This is a genomic window from Paenibacillus glucanolyticus NBRC 15330 (assembly GCF_004000885.1).
GTDB classification, from domain to species: Bacteria; Bacillota; Bacilli; order Paenibacillales; family Paenibacillaceae; genus Paenibacillus_AQ; species Paenibacillus_AQ glucanolyticus.
On sequence record NZ_BIMC01000032.1, the window covers coordinates 1 to 19,450 of the forward strand.

Sequence of the window (19,450 nt, forward strand, 5' to 3'; positions counted from 1 at the left end):
GGGGGGGGGGGGACCGAGGGACGCGACAGCAGACCGATGCATGAATATGGTGTTATCTGATGTTCTTGCCATCTTCGAAATTGCTGAGAGCACTTTAGTATTTAACAAATCAGATTCGTTTAATAAATCCACGCTTAGTGCCCTCATATCCAATTGATTCATAAAATCTATGGGCTTGTTCACGATTTTTACTAGAAGCTAAGATTATATAAGAGCATAGGTTTTCCATAGCAAAATCCTCGAGTGCATTCATGAGTTTCTTACCAATTCCACTTCCCTGGTACACAGATGAAACAACTACATTTTCTACAAGCAAGTATGGCTGACACTCTCCTACAATATCTGGACAAACAATGCCCATGGCTGTTCCAACTACCTTTTCCTCTAAACATGCTACTGCAACATAGTAGTTTGGTTGCTTATGTAATAAGTCTAACTGATATTGGATCTTTTCAATGTTAGATCTCGTTCCAATAAACTCAACGAACAATTCAGACAACTCAAATGCGTCATCTTTTTTTGCCATTCTGACTTTTATGTCCACGCCTTCAGCTCCTATGGTTTATAATCTTGCAAGAATTTCCGATAACGTTCTCGTATTCACGAAGCGACCCAGCCTTAGATAGCTCCTATCTTAGGCCGGGTCGTATGTCGTCTGAGTTTCTTCCATGAATATACATCTGACGACCAAGAGGCGAAAGCCCCGCAGCGTGAATGCGATGTTATTTGATGTTCATGCCTTTATCGAATTCCTCAGAAATGAGTATGTGATTCTTTATTATCCTCAACATTTCTCTTCTTATGATTCCACTGAAAAACCCAATTACAAACCAGTATATTTTAAACTTAATTCTCGCTCCCTTTGATGTAGATACAACTCTTGTTGTTGTACTTACATTCAATTTCTGCTTTATTCTGTCAAAATCTATTCGAAAGTTCCATCCGATTTTCACAAAATCTGCTTCATTAAAGTTGATGAATTCCAACCGTGATACTCTCTTCAGATTACCGGTAGGTTTCCATGGTTGCGCAATCAGACCAATGACGAGTTCATCTCTGCCTTCCTGCAGCAAATTGAATCCAACATCAATAAATTTCTTAATAGTAATCGTATTCGAAGGGAGACCTCTGATAAGAAAAAGAGTCTTTATTATCACTGATTTACTAAAATCAATCGAATATAAGATTGATATACTCGGAGAACTGGAGCAATTTAATGCAGCGGAATTCTCCTTGGTAACATCCCACAACGGCAAATAATGATCTAAAAGCATCTTGTTATCTTCCCAAATTTAATCATGCATGAATTTCCGATAACGTTCTTGTATTCACGAAACGCCCCAGCTTTAGATAGCTCTTATCTTATGCTGGCAATTGTTGACTGAGCTTCTTCCACGATTATACATCTGTCAACCAAGGGGTGATAGTCCTGTAGCAAGAACAGCTTCTAGATTTCCTTCAACTAAACAATATCATACGAATTAAAATAATGGACTCTTTATAATTCATATCCTATAATCCTTTTTCAAGTATCCTACACGCTTGGTTATTCGAAACAATTAGATAGCTTTAAATATTCATGTTTCAAAATACTCATCAATATACGATCGACATATTGACCATTTTTATAGACTTCGTCTCTTAGTATGCCATCCTTCTTGAAACCAGCCTTTTCATAACTCCGAATAGCACCAGGATTATCAGCGTCTACAGTCAAATACACTTTATGAAGGTTTAAACGCTCGAACGCAAAATCCAGAACAACACTTGTCACTTCTGTAGCATAACCTTGCCCCCATACCATTTTGTTCCCAATCCAAATACCAAATTCAGCATGCTTGGACCAAGGATGGATTTTAAACAATTGGGTACTACCAATCGCGATGCCGTCTTCTTTTATTATGGTAAAATAGACAGCTGATGGATCTGTTTGCGCGTAACTCCGGGTACGTTCTCTAACCACTTCCGGTGTTAGGGGCATACCACTTCCTGATGGTAACGTTCGGTTAACTACAGGATCGGACAGCCATTCGTATCGCAGTTCCCAATCTTCTTCAACAACAGGCCTTAATGTTACTCGTTGTCCGTATAGCATATTTCCCCTCCGTGTACTTAGATAAGTAATTATTTTAGCCCACAATTATAATAATAGATTTTATCTAGCAGTATGTCATATAACGTTTATGTGTTCCTGACATCGAAAGGCTTAAGCTGCCTCAATCCATATGCGAAGCATGTACTGAAGCCGGGTGGCTCCCCACTTAACCTTGCAGATGTATCCGCCTGCCCTACTTCTTCGCCGCTGAATTCCATCATTGTGAGTTAACTTCTATAACCTCGGGCGGACCGAGCGGTGATAACCGCGAAGCTGGAAAACGGTGTTATCTGCTGGATCTGCCCCACTTCTCCGAATCAAGACAGGACGTCGGCCACAGCCTTATTCTCTTTATAGACCTATTTGAATTTGATGTCTTTTCAGACTTTATAGCTTAAAAGCCATTGTCACATCGGTAAAATTATATAGTTTTTGACTGTTTATAGTCTTGTATTCTTCGTAATGGCTTTATCTAGTTTTTATATGTATTTAGGGCTTCATCTGTATTCTAAGCTTTGTTATTTAGATCATCCTAACATCTCGTTATTTAAATCATAATCAGTTTCGATCCCTTAAAATTTCTTTAATCTCTCGTAATTCTTCTATCATTTCTTTCATTTGTTGATTGTTCCTAGAGTTGTCCATTCCAATTTTCACACTAAAGATACCAATTACTAGATTCACTGCCAACATAATAATAACTTCCAATATATCCTTCCTTTCTCCAAGCAACGGGACGTTGCGAATGTATAGCTCTCAAAATGTCCCTTTGGGGCAATATCTTGCAGATAACGTTTCTGTATTCACGAACCCCAAAGGGGTTGTCTGTTGTAATGCCTCTTCGCAATCCATCCCGGCAGGCCCAGGCTCCGTAAGGAGCCTCAGCTTGAATAGGTTGTTAGGCGTAGTACCCTCCTTTCAAATCTCTATCCAAAATCTATTTAATATGTTTCCATCTTCTTCCATAAAAACTTCATCCCTTAATCCACCATTCTTAATAATTGTATTTTTTGATGCTTGATTAATTTCATCACATACTAAAAAAGCACCTTCAATATTCCCAGTCTTTTACTTTTCAATAAAGCAAGTCTTAAAAGCTCTTTAGCATATCCCTTCCACCTTTCCGACGGTCTGATCCCATAGCCAATATGTCCACCACTATGAAATAGTTTATCTGTCAATTCGTGTCTAATATTTACTGCCCCTACAACAATCTGATTTGCTACTAGCCAATAAGTTGAATTGGCAACAAAGCCATTTGTATTCATTCCTTGTTTGTTATTGTTAAGCCATGTAATCATGTCTTCAAAGTTTTCTGGGTCTTTCTCTATCACCCATGGAACCATATCTTCTCCACTTTGTTTCCATTCCTGATAAAAACTCAAATAGGAGTCTTTCAGTTCAATACTCGGATTAGATAAAACCAACTGATCATTCAACAGCATTGTCTCCTTTTCATTGCATTTAGGGTATTACGCCTAACGTTGTTGTATCTACGAACCCGAGAGGCTTAAGGGGCTTAAGCCCCGGGTTCAACGGAGTTAGCTAGTGCAGGGTTGTCTGCTGTATCCGCTTCCTCGAAAACCCTCTTGCAGACCAAGGGTCGAAAGTCCCGATGTGTGAATACTATGTTATAAGATGTCCCCGACTTCTTTGAAATGCCAAACTCTATTTATTATTCTTCTTGATACGGATTAGAATAAAGGTCACACTCAATTTCTGCATCGATTTTATTTGTGAATTCTATTATTTCTTTATTTATTATTAGTGCGGGAGTAAAGCCGTCGTTCATTCTTATCACAATCATGAACTTACACTCTAATTTATATTTGTTACTTAATTCAACTATTTTTTCTTCTTTACCTAAAAGCTGTTTTAGTATTTTATTTAGTTGCACAGTAACATCTAAGGATTCTTCGTATTCCGTACTAAGTTCCCATACAGTTTCTTTCCTTATGTGTTTTATAGTCTGGGCGATATTAAAGTTGTTTTTTCTTGAAATAAGTTCTCCCATGGTATGCGAATGCGTTGGTCGTAAATTCAATTCTTTTGAGATGTGATCAATTGGAAACTGATCACCATATAAACTGAAATATACTTTTACATTTGTCTTTTCCAAAGAAACCACCTTCAAATAGTTATTTAATATCTTGCGGGGATTTCTGATCCTTTTCGATATCAATAAACCTTGAACCAGTTGATAAATCAAGTGGTCAACATTCCAGCCAACTCCCCCTTCGAAAATGTCACATATCTCCTCGTACGTTCTGCTGAATGTTAGAAGTCTACTACCATATTCATGTAACCAGTCATGAAAGACTTAATATCTGTTTTCTTTTACAATAAAGCATAAAACCTTTTTGCATCATCATCATATTGAACGTAATGACTAATTCATTCGGATCAATACTAGTCAGTCTTTCTAAGAAGTATATCATCCATTCTGGATATATCTTTTTCATAAACTTTTGAATGTGTGTCCAAAATGATCTCAGTGCATCAAGGATGGACAGATTATCTGGTATTTGTGAATGATATAGTACTTTACCGATTTCCAACAACGCTTTTTTAGAGTGCCCACCCTGAGTTTAAGGAGTATTTTGTTTTATAAAAATCAATCATATGATCAAAAATCTCCAGCCCTTGTTTTTTTATGTTCGGTAGTGTCTTGCAACGCTCTACAATATGATGTATATTCTTTTATTGCTTCTCGCGGATCGCTAGGCGCTGAGCTCCGATGTATGAGTATGATGTTATAAGATGTTGACGACCTCTTTAGCTGCATACATTTTTCTTTATGCAAATCATTTTTTTGTAATTGCTATTTCATATTCTTTATGTCGTTTTTAAAAGATTCAATATATTTTTTTGATTAATTTCGAATAACCCCTCATATCCATAATAACTAATTAAAAAAATCCATCCTTTATCAAAATTTATTGCTTCTAGTATTTTACAATATACATCTTAATATATCCCAACTTGTTCCAGCTCCGAAAACAGAAATAGAGAAAAAACAGCCCCTGAACTGACCTTGTTGTTAGACTTCACTAACAAAGTAGGTACAGTTTAATGTCTGGGCTGTTCTTTTACATGTACTCCAATACCATCTATCCTGCAATCATAAGGCATCATTTCACTTTATTTAGTACATGATTCTTTAATTAAATTCTCACTGAACTTCTTCTCGTTCCTGTATTCACGAATCCCAAAAGGGTTGTCTGCATAAATGCCACTTCGAAATCCATCTTGCAGACTCATTTCATTTAGTGTATCTGAGGTGGCTCCGAGTTTCCAATTGGACCAGGGGCCTTTAAAGAAATCTATCTTTAATATGTTCTTTAGCTCTTAAACAAGCATTCTTATAATCTTCACTTCTCATATTGTCGGAAAGAATTTTTTTGAGGTTTGGCAAATAGATGCCCTATTTCATTTGCATTTGTTCATGCCTGCAAGTGTTACTGCGGCAAGTCCTACGCAAAATAGTAAACTAATGCAACTAAGCATGACCTGAAAAGTCGATGCTTCATAGTAGCCAGATATGGTAAATACAGCTGTAATAGGATATAAAGCTTTTAGGGTATTTGACGTACTTGTAAATAATCCAATAAAAGAATAAAATTCAGTGATAACTAACGCAATCCAATATCCCTTTTTCATGTATGATATCAAAGCAATAATAGGTGATATTGCTAGAAATATACATATACCATCCAAAAAATAAGCTTTCGAAAAATTCATGACCATCCCTATGGATAAATCAGAAAAATGTAAAGCTGCTTCAGTGAAAAATGTTATAGCAAAGAGCAATAAGTAAAAAAGAATACTATATACAAGGGTTATAATCATTTTTGCAATTGTCAACTTTGCTTCATTCACGGGGATAAGTCGAAGTGAATCGATTGTATTCTCCTGTTCTTCACGACAAATCATGTAACTACCTAAGAGAGCAATAACCGCTGGAAGAACGAAAAATGTTGCCAGTGGTTGAGCAACAGCCATATACCAACCTATAGTATCTATATCTCGAATACCGTCATTGTCTGTTAACCCGGATAAAAAAACAATAACTGCTACCATAACCGTCGCAAAAATTGCAATCCAAACAAAACTTAACCGGCGAATCTTTTGATGTTCCGCCCAAAGTAACGTTCGCATTATTAACACCTCACTTTCTTCTTGCTAATGCAACGTTTGCAAGAAGTACGGATACAATCCCCCAGATAAAAATGCTAAGAAAAGCCAAAGGTATGCTAATTACCTGTGTATTGTTCAGTCCTGGAATATCTCCGTTTCGAGCAACGATTACTGCCATGCTGGATAACGGATGTATATACATATTTATCGACACTATAATAGAACCAAGAAAAGCATAAATTAGTGTTATAGCAACTGGAAGAATATATCCGTTTTGCGTTGTAGCAATTGCCAAAATCGGCAGCATTGCAAAAGCTGTAATAACACCAATCTCCAAACACTTTCTTATCAAAAACAAAACGTTTTGCCAATCAAATGCGATATCTCCGAGAAGTATACTAAATATAACGGAACCTACAGCTGTGACTAACATGAAGCAAACAGAATAAATCAAAACCACAAAAAATTTACTAAAGAAATATCTCATTTTGCTGACAGGCACAATCCAAAGTTGTTTAAGCATATCGTATTGATTTTCATTGTACATTAGCATTGTGCTTAATATTCCTAAAACAACAGGTAAGACAATAAAAAGTGTAAGTCCGAACGCTGACCATTTATAAAACTGTACAGGGTCACCGCCTGTATCCCACGCATATTTAAATAATAAGTACGCTAGGAATGGCATGATGAGAGCTGAAAACATCATAATCCACACAAATGTTCTGCGTCGTAACTTAAGAAATTCTATTTGAATAAGTTTAAGCAATGCCATCTCCTCCCGTAATTTTCCTAAAATAGTCCTCTAAAGTATCATTACAAAGCTGAGAACTAATAACCGACACATCTCCCAATATAAGTGCCTTATTAACAGAAGCCATATCCAGAGAATTATTATAGATTTGCAACGTATGATCGTCTTTCACAGAATAACTTTTCAAACCGAATTGACGTTCCAAGATCAAGCTGGCTTTAGCAGCATCAGAAACTTGAAGTAGAATGTACTTACCATTTTTTCGTTTAAGTTCCTCCATACTATTTTCTTCTAACAGAATACCATTGTCGATTATTCCAATATCATCCGCAAGCAATGAAATTTCAGTAAGAATATGGCTGGAAATAAGAATTGTTTTCCCACGTTCAACGCTCAATTTCTTAATAAAATCCCTGACTTCTGCTATACCTATAGGGTCCAGACCGTTTGTAGGTTCATCTAAAATCAGGAGTTCTGGGTCATGCAAAATAGCATTAGCTATACCCAGACGTTGTTTCATACCGAGAGAATACTCACCAAACAACTTCTTATCCTTATACGGTAATCCTACAATTTCCAGTGCGTTCTTTACAGCGTTAGGAGCAGATGTACCACGCAGTTTTGCAAAAATGTTCAAGTTTTCTGTTCCAGTTAAGTTTGGATAGAATCCAGGCGTTTCAATAATCGCTCCAATTCTGGGATATACCTGCTTTTCTCTACCTTTAATGTTCTTACCAAATACGTCTACCTCACCGGAAGAGGTAGACGTTAACCCTAAGATCATTTTCATAATTGTGGTTTTACCGGCGCCATTACGACCGAGTAAACCGTAAATACGTCCTTTTTTCACATGGATATTTACATTATTTACAGCTTTCTGATCCTTATAGATTTTAGTAAGTTGTTTAGTTTCTATCGTATACTTTGTCATATGAATGCCTCCTTTATTTAAAGTTTAACAAACAAATCTTGCCATAATCTTGCCGAAATCTTGTTTGTTTCTTGCTAAAAAAAAAAGCTCTTAAAAATTAAAGAACTTTCGGAAGTTTTACTATGAATGCTGTACCACCATATAATGAATTTTGAGCATGGATTGTTCCTTTATGCAGATGAACAAGTTCTCTAGCAATAGCAAGCCCTAAACCATTTCCGTTAGTCGAACGTGATTCATCACTTTGATACAGTCTATCAAATATATGCGGCAGGTCATTAGGAGAAATCCCTTTTCCATTATCACTAACCTGAACCATAACGTTTTGTTCATTTTCACTTATTTGTAGATCAATTCTAGTTCCCTCACTATGTGCAATAACATTTTGAATTAAATTATTAACAATTCTTATATAAGCATTTGGATCTAATCGGATAAAGCATTCTTTGTCAGAAATATCAATTTTATATTCAAAATGCTCTTCCTCAAAGGTTGGTATCCAATTCACCAATATATCACGAGTAAATTCGTTTATATCCTGTTCTTCAAGTTTAAACACTTGCTCTTTTGCGTCAAGCTTGACCCAATCAAATAAAACTTCAACAAAACCCTTCAAGTGATGTGCTTTATTTAAAGCAATCTCAAGATATTCTTCTTTTTCTTTGCCTGTAACAAACTTCTTTTGAACTGCTTCTAAATAGCCAACTAAAGAAGTTAAAGGTGTTCTCACATCATGGGATAAACTCGTCATAAGTCGCTTATAAGCTTGTTCGGATTGCTTTAACTGTATGAGTTGAGTTTGACTTTTCATTGCTATATCATTTATGGAATAACAAATTGTTTTAGTGATATCATTTTCATTTACCAAAACACGACGATTCCAATTCCCTTTTTTTATATCCACTAAAGAATCTTCAATAATTGAAAGTTGTTCAGAAACCTTATACAGTTTTGTTACCAAATAAATGATAACCATAAGAGAAGAAGCTAGAGCCATAAGTAGAATATAGATCCATTCCATAATTAAGCCTCCTTATTAAAACGATAACCTACTCCGTGTACCGTTAAAATATAAAATGGCTGTTCTGAATTGGGTTCTATTTTCTTCCTCAACTTACTTATAAAGGACATAATATTATTGTCGTCAAAAGAATAATCATCGTTCCAAACTTGTGTATAGATTTGTTTCTTCGTAAACACACGCCCCTTATTCGAAGCTAAAAATACTAATAAATCAAATTCCTTTCCTGTTAAATCAATTAGCTTGTCCTCAACATGAACAGTTCTTATTTCTTTGTCGATAACAATTCCTTTAAAGGTAAGAATGCTTACAGAATCCCTGGAATTAAAAGTAGTATATCTTCTAATCAAAGATTGCACTCTAGCAATGAGTTCATTGATACTGAACGGCTTTGTTAAATAGTCATCTGCTCCAAGACTAAGACCTGTTACTTTATCAGGCTCACTTCCTTTAGCCGTCAGCATAAGTACGGGGACATTACTATATTTTCTTATTTCAGATAATACTTGAAAACCGTCCATATTAGGTAACATCACATCTAAAATAATTAGGGAATATGAGTCGTTTTCATTCATGACTTGAAGTAATCCTGTTTGCCCGTTATATGCCATATCGGTTTCTAGGTTTACTTGTGATACGCATTTTTTTACTAATGAGCACAATTCCACATCATCATCTATTATGAGTATTCTATTTGTCATGAGGTTTCTTCGCCCCTTTTTTTCTTTCAAAATAAGTGCAGCTGATTTAATATACTATTTCCCAGATGTTAGATTAATGATAATTCCAAAAAAATGTAAATCAACACGAAGTAATGTTATTATTTTATGGCAGCATTCTTTATTCGCTGCTGTTAGGGAGTGCAGATGTGTCCGGCACACTTCTTCGATTCATCTTACCCGGACCGAGAAGCGTTAGCGACAATGCGTAAATCTAGTGTTATGTGATGGTGCTCTGAAATATTCCAACTAAAACTAGTATTTATCCCAACCCTAGTTCCATAGAAATCACATTATCGTCATATATGGTTCTAATAACTTCCTCTCTATTGTTTATCAAAACCTTTAACCACTCATTGAAATTATCCATGATTCCATACAATTTGGGGTTGTGGCTATCGAAATAAGCAACTATGTATTCTTCATCTATCATCTGATTCACAATGAAACACCATGCATTTCCATTATGATCTAGAGAAAACGGGATTAAATGGTCTACGTTCACAGATCCACCCTCTCTAATATTAATCATTTCATGAGTCTCAACGCTAGTCATTCTTTGTAAAGAAAGTCTCTGCATCGGCAAGATTTGTTTGTTTCCATCTCCTACTGCACTTACTTCTTGAATCATGTATATAAATGCACCATTGCTAAACTGTGATACAAAATCGCAATATGATTTTGGTAGTTTGCAATTCAAATCATTTTCTGTTTTTTCTATATCTTCTTTCGATGCTACTTCATATGTTTCATGGATCTCTTTTTCTTTAACAAGGGATTTTATGAGGCTTTGTCCATTCATTCTAGAACTCTCCTTTTTCTCATTTTGACTTCGCACTTTCACATAACGTTCCTGTATTCATGAACCCCAGAGGGGTTGTCTGCTGATATGCCTCTTTGAGCTCCATCCCGCACGCAGACCCAAGCTCCAAAAGAGCCGCAGCGTGAATATTATGTTATGCGAGGTTATTGCCTTCTTGAGAGACTTTCAATTTGTCTTGTTCTTTTAGATATCCATATAACGCTGAAATATATGTTGAGATGGTTATTTGAGCACCTTTTCCATTCTGATTCATATGTACCCCTAAGTTTTCACTGATTTTATCCTTTATTTCTTTATTTGCAATTATTTCGTTCAACTCTTCAACCCTGTCTTCAAGTCCAAATTTTTTTATTTCCTTCATTACCTCGTCTCTAAAATTCTCATACCAATTTTGCTTTTCTGTCCATATTAAGAATGCTTCTACCGATCTAGTATTCGGAGCTTTATCATGACAATCCCTGCACATTAAAACAAATTTGAGGGTTCATCAGTACCGTCAAATTGCTTGGCAACAATATGGCATCTCTGTAACGGGACATTATCCCAATTCTTTATTATTTCTTCCCTAGTTGCATGAGGTTTCTTTATATCATATTTATCCTCCCAAAACCTGCCACATGCCCAACAACACGGCTCTCCCCAATCAATTCCCTTCTTATCTAACCAATTCATCCAATATTCAAATATCTTTGATTTCGAAGGCATTCCCATCTTCAACTATCATTCCTTTCATTTAATTGATTGCAATAATTTCGCCTAACGTTCTTGCATTCACGAACCCTAACCGGCTTAGATATCTCCTATCTTAGTTGGTGCAGGGTTGTACGCTGAATCCACTTCTCGATAATGCTCCTTGCGGACGAGGGACAGCATAGCTGGCCCAACGCGTTAATGTGGTGTTATACGCTGTTACTGGCTTCTTCGAACTACTTACTTAGTATCCCTTGATCTACTGACTTGTTAATAATTTGTTTGGCATATTCCCATAATGATTCTGAACCTTTAGAGATTTCACTATTTCGATTTATTACCTGCTCACTTGTTATTTTGTATTTCCTCCAAGTGTCTCCTTGATTTAAGTAGTTATGAATTAATGGCTGCAATCTGTCCAGCGAAGAAGCAAACTTTGCTTCATTGGTTTCCTTGTTTTCAAATTCAATCCATAATTCCATCAATTCATTTCCTTGTTCTTCTGGCAACAATCCAAACAGTCTCTTCGCAGCTAAAATTTCTCGATCATACTTAGCAACTTGTCCTTTTGTATCATAAGCAAAGGTGTCCCCTGCATCTATTTCTACTAAATCATGAACTAATAACATCTTAATGACTTTGAACAGGTCAATTTCATGATTAGCTTGTTTATGTAAAATGATTGCCATCATTGCTAAATGCCATGAATGCTCGGCATCATTTTCTAATCTCGAACCACTTATTATCTTAGTTTTCCTTTCGATGTTCTTTAACTTATCAATCTCTATCAAAAAGTTAATCTGATTTTCTAAATTCTCCATTGGATAGTCCCCCACTAGTTATTGCAGTAATTGCGTATAACGTTTCTGTATTCACGACGCGAGCCGGCCTTAGATAGCTCTTATCTTAGGCCGGCTCGTGTGTCGTCCGAGTTATCTTCCATGATTATACATCGGACGACCAAGGGGTGTAAGCCCCGTAGTGTGAATATTATGTTATGCGATGCCTCGGTCATCTTCGATTTACTTTCATATTAGTCCTTTTTTAAATGCAATTTATAAATCTTTAATATATATTCTTTATCTTCTGAGTCATCATTATGTCCTTCTATTGGTAACCCATTATGAAATGGGGACCCTAAAAAATCATCAAGTATTTCTCTTGGATTATTTAATATTCGTATTTCACAGCTAAATGGTAATTTCTTGTTTATGTCAGATATCAGATTGAATCTTAATTGACTTGCCATAATATCAAACCATAAATAAAAATACATACCTAGATTTGAACTAGAGCTTTCTATTTGATCTTTCCGATTCTGTATAACTTTATTTATAAATTCGTTGAAATCGTCAGTTGTAATTTGATTAATCAATTCAGGAGAAATCGAGATTCTCCACATATTTGTTTCAATTTCTTCTTGAAGATCAGCTTCAGAGGAACCGATATAAATTAAATCGTTTATTATATCTTGAAGATCTTCAAAATACTGTTCCTTATTCATTTGTTTTTCCTTCTTTCATACAATACCGAGGTTTCAGATAACGTTACTATATCCACGACGTCCCACCGACTTAAGGATCCGCCAGGAGCTGGCCACGATGTGATTAGTCGGTGCGGATGTGTCCGCTAACTCCACTTCGCTGCCGATGCTTCTCGCGGACCGAGGAGTCGTCAGGCTCCGATGCGTGGATATGATGTTATAAGATGTCCCCGCCTTCTTCGAGCAACTCTCACATTATTGCTTTCTCTTTTAAATTTATCTTTGTTTTTATTAATTCCTTACTAATTTTGATTTCTTGATACTTTTCATAGATGTGATAATAAATTTCTCCGTAATTTAATCCTTCAGGTAAATACTCACTCAATTGAATTTCAGCAATTTCAAAATCTGGAAGTTCTCCAAGTTCCTCAACGTCTGCTTCAAATACGACTCCATATTCGCCATTCATTTGATAGATTCCAATCTCAACTAAATCAAAAATTAATGCACCTGTCTCTTCAAATAATTCTCTACTTGCGGCTTCGATTAATTGCTCATTTTGTTCAATTTTTCCTCCCGGAAGTTCCCAAACAGTTCGGTTCTTATTTCTAATCAGAATAAACTGGCTCTTGCTCTTGGCAATCAACACAACATACTTTATTGTAAAACGATCTATTTCATAGAGTTCATGCCATGAATAATTCACTTTTTATCCCTTCTGTCCTTTTATATTGTCTTTAGATCATGCGGGGATTTCTTATAACGTTCACGTATTCACGACGCCTGGCGAATGCCAGGTGTGTCCGGCTGCTTCTGCTTCCCTGAAAATCCTTCCATGCCGGACCCAAGGCGTATGCCCGATGCGTGAATATATTGTTATAGGATGTCATCTGCTTTTAAATGTTTGTACTCTAATGCTTGTATAAAATCTAATTTTCAAAATACTACGGCTTTACAATAATTATTTCATTCGGATTCAATCCTTCTCTGACATAAAGCTCAGGAGTATCTTTTTCATCAATTCCCTCTAACATGAGCATGGCTTTTGCTTGTTGAAATGCCACTTTCAATGACTTCCCAAAACCAATTGCAGAGTAAAACTGTGCGGCAAAAATTCTTGCTGCATCGTCACCGATTGAAGTATTCATACCTATAGCTGCATCAACATGTTCTACTACTGCTTCAGCTTGCCCGAATGAAAAACAAGTATTGAAAAATACTAGTCGTATAGTATCAGATGAACTCATCATTACTTGAACAATCGCTTCTTTCGAAACAAGTTTAGCTCGACCTTGCGGATCTTGAAAAACAATCTCATCATTATCTGAACCATGCCCACTGAAGTGTATGACTGTAGGTCGTTCTTCATTTATAGATTGTAAAACGTCTTGTGTTCTGACTGCCCATTTGGTCACAAAAGATACAGAATCTCTATAATCTGATTTCCTTATCATTTCATTAATTTCTCTAGCCTCCTCACCTAATCTTAATTGCCCTTCATCAATTGGATTTGAAGCCATGAAAAGCACGGTTATTCTCTCTGGGATATCTTGCAATTGTGGATAGCTTCCTGAGTCTGGATATGCAATTCATTATGTGTTACCAAGGTTTGATCTATACGTTTCATTTGCTTTTCTGCCTCCTTCATTTTCGATTTTTCCTCACGTTCTCTTGCTTTGCTGAGCTTGCTTTCCTCATCCGCGATTTCCTTAGACTTTTTTGCAATCTTACTATCCAGTTCTACTATCTTCTTTTCAAATCCAGCTAATGCTTTCTCTACACGCCCTAATTCTGCTGCCTTGGATTTTAATGTTAATGAAGATTTTGTACGTGTCATAATTTGTTTTAAAGAAATTGTTTTTTTAGATTGATTGTTCATTTTCTTTAATTCATTCACTCTATCCGACTGTAATTTTGCTAATTCTCTTTTCTTACGTGAGATATTGTTCACATGCAAAGTAATATTTGTCATATTTAATTTCTCCGTTCCCTTTACTTAAAAGTGTTCTGGCTGATTTCTTATAACGTTCCCGTATTCACGACGCCCAGCGAATGCTGGGTGTGTCCGGCTCTGCTTCTGCTTTCCCGAAATCTCCCTGCTGGACCGAGGGCGTATGCCCGATGCGTGAATATAATGTTATGTGATGTCAGCATCATCTTCTAACTACTTAAGTCGGTTCTTTGATTTCTTTGCCATGGTTTTAAACTCTTCGTATTTCTCTCTCGATGCTTTAATTTTACTCTCAACAACATACGGGGCAGCAGCAGCTAAATTAGGTAACTTCTCATTTATGTAACTGTATAATGATCTTTTCTCACTATCGGTTGGAACTATAGGAGCAACAGGTATAGGTAATGGTTTATCATCGACTTCTACTCCTTCGAGTAAACTCGGCATTCCAAAAGCAAAGAAATTATGAAAAGCTCTTTTCCTATCTACTTCTGTTTCTTCATAATTGCCATTGGAATCTAATCGGAATCGGTCAAATTCGATGGTAAGCAATTGATGTGGCTTCCTGTCTTTATTTTTGTAAAATAAAATGACCTCAAGTACATTCTGATTTGCTAATTGAGGTACAGACTTATATTTGTGATTTTTGGGTTGGGAGATCTTTATAATCTTATCTCCATTAGAAGAAATGAATAAAAATCTGCATCCAGTCATTCATACCACTCTTTCAATTTTTTTATGTTGATTTCACATAACGTTCCTGTATTCATGACGTCCGACTTAGTCGGATGTGTCTGCTGAAATTCCTCCTCGAAATTCTTCCAGAAGACTTAGGCTTCAACGGAGCCGCTACTTGAATATTATGTTATCGGATGTTCTCATGTTTCTTCTTCATTCAATGTACGTAAGATAGGTATTTCAACTACTTCCCCTTTAGCAAGTTCTTCAGCAATCAATTTATAAAAGTCATTTAATAAAGTCACTGTACCATGTATCTTTTCATAACGGAAAGTAAAGTCATCAACAATTCCAACTATGGGATAATCTTTAATTACTCTATAAAACATTTCAACCTGTATAAGAACAAGGTTAACCAAACTTAGTAGTTGAAAATGAATGTCTCTATCTTCAGTTCTATCAAATATCCAAGAAACTCCTTGATAGTGTTCTTCACTCAATTCAAAATTTCCAAATGCACTTAAGATACTAGAATGCGCGAATTTACTATTAATCTGCTTTTTATACACATGAATTGTATCAGACATGTCTTTATAATTATTTTCAATCCATTTATTTGCTTTTGATTTTACTCCTGATTTCTCTACCATTGAACCTTGATCATTTTTGATAGCAAAACTATCAATTTTAGGATTATACAATGCATAACACGCCAATACTGCAGACTCAATTGATAAACGTAAATTAAAGCTTGTTTTGAACAGTATGCTTTCTAATTAATGATAAAATCGCTAAATACAATGAATTATTGGTTTGAGATAAAAAACCAGCAAATATCCAGGCACTGATCTGATAATTTTTAGTAAATGTCCAAGATAACTCTATTGCCTCTAAACATACTTCAAAGATTAATCCAAATTGATCGTTTGCTCTTATAATCATCTCATGTTCTTCCTGAGATATTTCATAAATGCTGAACATTCTTTACACCTCCTGTACAGTTTTTTTATTCAGTATATTTTATGAGAATTTCCGATAACGTTCGTGTGTTCCTGACATCGATTCCCCTTAGATAGCTCTTATCTTAGGGGGAATCGATGTGCCTGCCTGAATCCGCTTCCTCAAAATACCTCAGGTAAACCGAGCGGCGGCAGCCGCGGAGCTGGAACAATTTACGATTATTTATCGTTCTTTTTGAATAATGATGTAATAATAATTTCTGCACATTCTTCTGGTGAATTCAAACTTGTATCGACTGAGCAGCTATAGCGAATGTTTTGTGACATTATTTTATTTTGCTCATCTGATTGTTCTTCTCTTCTATCACCACGTTCTATATTTCGTTTACGACAAAGATCTAAAGGACAGTACACCTCAACTATTTCCAAAGGATACCCATTAAAAATATCTTTGACTTTATCATAATGTGGCTTTAACTCAGGCCTTTCAACAAGTATCCCATCGATTAAAACATTCTTTCCATTATCCGAAAATAATTTTGCAGTGTGATACATCATAATTATTACTTCACTTAGATATTTCCAGTAGTCTGTCTGCAGATGTTTATCACCAATCGTATTTTCAAAAAGATCATTGGCAACTACATAAAAAAATGGTTCAGAGTAAGATTGCATAGCTTCTACTATAGAAGTTTTACCTGAACTTGTTATACCATTCAAAAATATAATTCTCCCTTTATCCATGTTTCTCATCTTCCTTTGCATGGGTTTTATGTAGATATACTCTTTCTTATGTTTTATAAGATTTAGGGGGTTTCGGATAACGTTTCTGTATTCATGAACCCGAGAACCTTAAGGCAGCTTCAGCTGCCGGCCACGACCGTGGTTAGGTTCGCAGGGTTATCCGCCTGATTCTGCTTCCCTGTCAAAACCCTCTGGCGGATCAAGGATCGGCTACAGCCGATCCGCAGCGTGAATATAATGTTAGCTGATGTTCCTGCCTTCTAAGAAATACTAATAATCACAATTCTTAAAGAAACCACTCATACATTCTATCTTTCATTTTCTTAGCTGTATCTCGATCTCTTCGATAGATCCATTCAAAGAGTGGCTTATCAATAAAATCTTTCAAATCATATTTGGATTTCTCAAGACAAGATAAAATTTCTTCAAACTCAAAATCAATATGGAAAACGTCCGATCTATCATTAGAATCTGGATCATCAGACCAGACGATGGCCATGTTATCCTTATAAGTTATTCCCGGTGAAGGATCATGTCCAAGCCAGGGATTCTCTCTATTAAGAATAGAATTATAAATCTCCCTAAATTGTTCTAGACCACAGCAACAACTTGGCATAATAAATTTTTCTTTACTTTCATAAAAAGCAACACCACCCAAAATAGCTACAGAGTCATTCGCAAATAGTTCATTGAAAGTGTCTTCCATTGATTGATCTATATTTGTATTGCTATATCCAAATAAATGTATTAAAAAGAGCTCAACTTCAGAAGATGTGCACTTGCCCGAAAGCGTAAGTAACTCTGAACGATGCACATCATTGTCAAACCACTTTGGACAATCATAATATGGTTCTCTAATAACCGGTTTTGTATAAGACATCTCTGAATTTACACCTCTGAATAAATAATTGCTGGAATTTCCAAATAACGTTCCCGTATTCACGACGCCGAGTGGCTTAAGGTCACGAAGTGACCGGGTCCGACTGGACTTAGCCTCGCAGGTGTGTCCGCCTGATCCACTTCCTCGAAAACCATCTGGCGGACCGAGGGGCCGGCCCCGATGCGTGAATACATCGTTATAAGATGTCGGCGCTTCTCCGATTCACTTACAAATTTGTTTTAATGGAGTTCCATCCGCTTTTTTGGCTCCATTTTTTCGCCTTCTTCTTAATTTCCCATATGAAATCAGTTTTGGCTGAATACTCCGGAGCATATTGAGCCAGCGTTCCGGTGAGTGAGAGCCACGTCTCCGGCATTATGAGCCAGCTCTCCGGCAAAGAGAGCCACCCATTTTCTTGAGTGGCTCTCAGGTCTTATTATAGAACTATCGTATTCCGTTAACTTAATGAGTTGTGATACGATTCAGAGATTTTTTCTTTAGGCACAGGTTATTTCTGATTGATCGAACTGGAGTAATGGCTAATCTGAATGACATGTTATTTCTATTTCTTAAATGATAAACCAAACTTCTCTAATGCCATTCTTAGCTTTGGGATCGTACTGGGACCGACACCATGTAGCTTCAAGATATCCGACTCAGCATACTCTGACAGGCGTTGGAGTGAGGTAATATCGTTACGTTCAAGAGCCCTTCGGGCAGGTGCACCTATCTTGGAGAGAAAATCACTTTCGATCTCTCTTTCTGCCTCACATATAGGGCAAGTTGGGCAATCAGAGCTTTTATAGTAGTCGTGACCATTTTTACAAGTCCTCAAGGTTGTAATAGCCATCGTAATTGTCCTCCTTTTCATGCAAACCCTTTATTCCCAAGTATAACATTTTGGAGTTTATTAAGTTTCTCATAAATCGCTTAATTGTCCGTTTGGTTGGTTAGCGCTTACGAAGTAAAAGACACTAGGGACGCTTCATCAATATCATCAGGTTATTGAGCAATTCTGCTCTAAAGCTTAACGAGACTGCCTTTACAGATTCATGGCAGCCTAGTTAATTCCCTATATTTATATCGTTCCTTTTTAGGCCGCTGGGTCAACCATAAAACTAAGCTGGAACGTAGGTCAACCTGATCACCTGCTCGCCAATTCGATCGCTTGCTACAAGGCGCAGCGGCGGCCGCGGACCGGCGAAGAACGGCTTGCCGCGACCCAGCACGACTGGATGGAGATAGAGGCGATACTCATCAACGAGACCGAGCTCCGTTAGACTGTGCGCCAACTCCGGCCCGGCAACTTCAATCTCCCCTTCATGCAGAACCTTCAGCCGACGTATGGCCGCTACGAGGTCGCCCTGGATCAGAGAAGCGTTCGGACCGACAAGTCATCATTATCCAGACGATATCGGAAGCCTAATGATGCAAGGCCGGATGCGACACTCTCCATGAACACTAAATTCTTAACAGATATTTGAATATCAATGATGGGCTTTGCAGCTAATCCAGTTACTGCAGTTGGTGATCAATTCTTAGTATGTCAGAGCCAATCATTGTCGTGATCTTGGTTTGTAATTCA

General features: G+C 36.7%; 24 protein-coding genes and 1 pseudogene. All 25 read right to left on the minus strand.

Annotated elements, in window-relative coordinates; translation table 11 throughout:
- Nucleotides 1-109: 109 nt before the first annotated feature.
- The 25 genes and pseudogenes from PGL02S_RS26785 to PGL02S_RS29170 all read right to left on the minus strand — a co-directional run bounded on the left by PGL02S_RS26785 (nucleotide 110) and on the right by PGL02S_RS29170 (nucleotide 19,360).
- Nucleotides 110-526 (minus strand): GNAT family N-acetyltransferase, encoded by a 417-nt coding sequence (locus PGL02S_RS26785; protein ID WP_036642833.1) that lies wholly within the window; start codon nucleotides 524-526, stop codon nucleotides 110-112.
- A gap of 196 nt (nucleotides 527-722) precedes the next feature.
- Entirely contained in the window at nucleotides 723-1,274 is a 552-nt protein-coding gene (locus tag PGL02S_RS26790; RefSeq protein ID WP_036642825.1) for a hypothetical protein, read from the minus strand.
- 272 nt (nucleotides 1,275-1,546) lie between these two features.
- Entirely contained in the window at nucleotides 1,547-2,095 is a 549-nt protein-coding gene (locus PGL02S_RS26795; RefSeq protein ID WP_006209873.1) for a GNAT family N-acetyltransferase, read from the minus strand.
- A gap of 918 nt (nucleotides 2,096-3,013) precedes the next feature.
- Nucleotides 3,014-3,540, minus strand: a pseudogene (locus tag PGL02S_RS26800) (GNAT family N-acetyltransferase).
- Between the two features lie 230 nt (nucleotides 3,541-3,770).
- Nucleotides 3,771-4,214 carry a DUF4279 domain-containing protein gene (locus PGL02S_RS26805; RefSeq protein ID WP_006209869.1) on the minus strand — a complete coding sequence of 148 codons (444 nt, stop codon included), beginning with the start codon at nucleotides 4,212-4,214 and terminating at the stop codon, nucleotides 3,771-3,773.
- Nucleotides 4,215-5,524: 1,310 nt separating this feature from the next.
- On the minus strand, nucleotides 5,525-6,253 hold the full coding sequence (locus PGL02S_RS26810; protein ID WP_036642832.1) for an ABC transporter permease: 729 nt from the start codon (nucleotides 6,251-6,253) through the stop codon (nucleotides 5,525-5,527).
- Between the two features lie 10 nt (nucleotides 6,254-6,263).
- A complete protein-coding gene (locus tag PGL02S_RS26815; protein WP_036642822.1) occupies nucleotides 6,264-7,001 on the minus strand; it encodes an ABC transporter permease in 738 nt (245 codons plus the stop codon).
- A complete protein-coding gene (locus PGL02S_RS26820) occupies nucleotides 6,994-7,917 on the minus strand; it encodes an ABC transporter ATP-binding protein (protein ID WP_036642820.1) in 924 nt (307 codons plus the stop codon). The genes PGL02S_RS26815 and PGL02S_RS26820 overlap by 8 nt, the downstream gene beginning before the upstream one ends.
- 97 nt (nucleotides 7,918-8,014) lie before the next feature.
- Nucleotides 8,015-8,938 (minus strand): sensor histidine kinase, encoded by a 924-nt coding sequence (locus PGL02S_RS26825; RefSeq protein WP_006209864.1) that lies wholly within the window; start codon nucleotides 8,936-8,938, stop codon nucleotides 8,015-8,017.
- A 2-nt stretch (nucleotides 8,939-8,940) separates the two neighbouring features.
- Entirely contained in the window at nucleotides 8,941-9,639 is a 699-nt protein-coding gene (locus PGL02S_RS26830) for a response regulator transcription factor (RefSeq protein ID WP_036642819.1), read from the minus strand.
- A gap of 280 nt (nucleotides 9,640-9,919) precedes the next feature.
- Nucleotides 9,920-10,459, minus strand: a complete 540-nt coding sequence (locus PGL02S_RS26835; protein ID WP_036642818.1) for an SMI1/KNR4 family protein — start codon at nucleotides 10,457-10,459, stop codon at nucleotides 9,920-9,922.
- Between the two features lie 154 nt (nucleotides 10,460-10,613).
- A complete protein-coding gene (locus PGL02S_RS26840) occupies nucleotides 10,614-10,841 on the minus strand; it encodes a hypothetical protein (protein WP_036642816.1) in 228 nt (75 codons plus the stop codon).
- A gap of 565 nt (nucleotides 10,842-11,406) precedes the next feature.
- Nucleotides 11,407-11,991: an HD domain-containing protein gene (locus PGL02S_RS26845; protein WP_036642812.1), complete on the minus strand. Its 585-nt coding sequence runs from the start codon at nucleotides 11,989-11,991 to the stop codon at nucleotides 11,407-11,409.
- A 212-nt stretch (nucleotides 11,992-12,203) separates the two neighbouring features.
- Nucleotides 12,204-12,674: a hypothetical protein gene (locus tag PGL02S_RS26850; RefSeq protein WP_006209858.1), complete on the minus strand. Its 471-nt coding sequence runs from the start codon at nucleotides 12,672-12,674 to the stop codon at nucleotides 12,204-12,206.
- Nucleotides 12,675-12,903: 229 nt separating this feature from the next.
- Nucleotides 12,904-13,359, minus strand: a complete 456-nt coding sequence (locus PGL02S_RS26855) for an NUDIX hydrolase (RefSeq protein ID WP_051449296.1) — start codon at nucleotides 13,357-13,359, stop codon at nucleotides 12,904-12,906.
- A 238-nt stretch (nucleotides 13,360-13,597) separates the two neighbouring features.
- Nucleotides 13,598-14,209: a CHAT domain-containing protein gene (locus tag PGL02S_RS28575; RefSeq protein ID WP_228029963.1), complete on the minus strand. Its 612-nt coding sequence runs from the start codon at nucleotides 14,207-14,209 to the stop codon at nucleotides 13,598-13,600.
- The gene (locus PGL02S_RS28580; protein ID WP_200870097.1) at nucleotides 14,185-14,625 is read right to left on the minus strand and encodes a hypothetical protein; all 441 of its coding nucleotides are present in this window, start codon (nucleotides 14,623-14,625) and stop codon (nucleotides 14,185-14,187) included. The genes PGL02S_RS28575 and PGL02S_RS28580 overlap by 25 nt, the downstream gene beginning before the upstream one ends.
- Nucleotides 14,626-14,817: 192 nt before the next feature.
- Nucleotides 14,818-15,318: a hypothetical protein gene (locus tag PGL02S_RS26865; RefSeq protein ID WP_036642810.1), complete on the minus strand. Its 501-nt coding sequence runs from the start codon at nucleotides 15,316-15,318 to the stop codon at nucleotides 14,818-14,820.
- Nucleotides 15,319-15,482: 164 nt separating this feature from the next.
- Nucleotides 15,483-15,983: a hypothetical protein gene (locus PGL02S_RS26870; RefSeq protein WP_036642808.1), complete on the minus strand. Its 501-nt coding sequence runs from the start codon at nucleotides 15,981-15,983 to the stop codon at nucleotides 15,483-15,485.
- Between the two features lie 43 nt (nucleotides 15,984-16,026).
- A complete protein-coding gene (locus PGL02S_RS26875) occupies nucleotides 16,027-16,263 on the minus strand; it encodes a hypothetical protein (protein WP_036642805.1) in 237 nt (78 codons plus the stop codon).
- A 197-nt stretch (nucleotides 16,264-16,460) separates the two neighbouring features.
- Nucleotides 16,461-16,985: a phosphotransferase-like protein gene (locus tag PGL02S_RS26880; protein WP_006209851.1), complete on the minus strand. Its 525-nt coding sequence runs from the start codon at nucleotides 16,983-16,985 to the stop codon at nucleotides 16,461-16,463.
- 286 nt (nucleotides 16,986-17,271) lie between these two features.
- The gene (locus PGL02S_RS26885; RefSeq protein WP_036642802.1) at nucleotides 17,272-17,865 is read right to left on the minus strand and encodes a hypothetical protein; all 594 of its coding nucleotides are present in this window, start codon (nucleotides 17,863-17,865) and stop codon (nucleotides 17,272-17,274) included.
- 562 nt (nucleotides 17,866-18,427) lie between these two features.
- On the minus strand, nucleotides 18,428-18,709 hold the full coding sequence (locus PGL02S_RS26890) for an RNA polymerase alpha subunit C-terminal domain-containing protein (protein ID WP_036642829.1): 282 nt from the start codon (nucleotides 18,707-18,709) through the stop codon (nucleotides 18,428-18,430).
- Between the two features lie 274 nt (nucleotides 18,710-18,983).
- Nucleotides 18,984-19,238: a dihydrofolate reductase family protein gene (locus PGL02S_RS26895; protein WP_307719602.1), complete on the minus strand. Its 255-nt coding sequence runs from the start codon at nucleotides 19,236-19,238 to the stop codon at nucleotides 18,984-18,986.
- A complete protein-coding gene (locus PGL02S_RS29170) occupies nucleotides 19,235-19,360 on the minus strand; it encodes a GrpB family protein (RefSeq protein ID WP_081742828.1) in 126 nt (41 codons plus the stop codon). The genes PGL02S_RS26895 and PGL02S_RS29170 overlap by 4 nt, the downstream gene beginning before the upstream one ends.
- Nucleotides 19,361-19,450 lie beyond the last annotated feature (90 nt).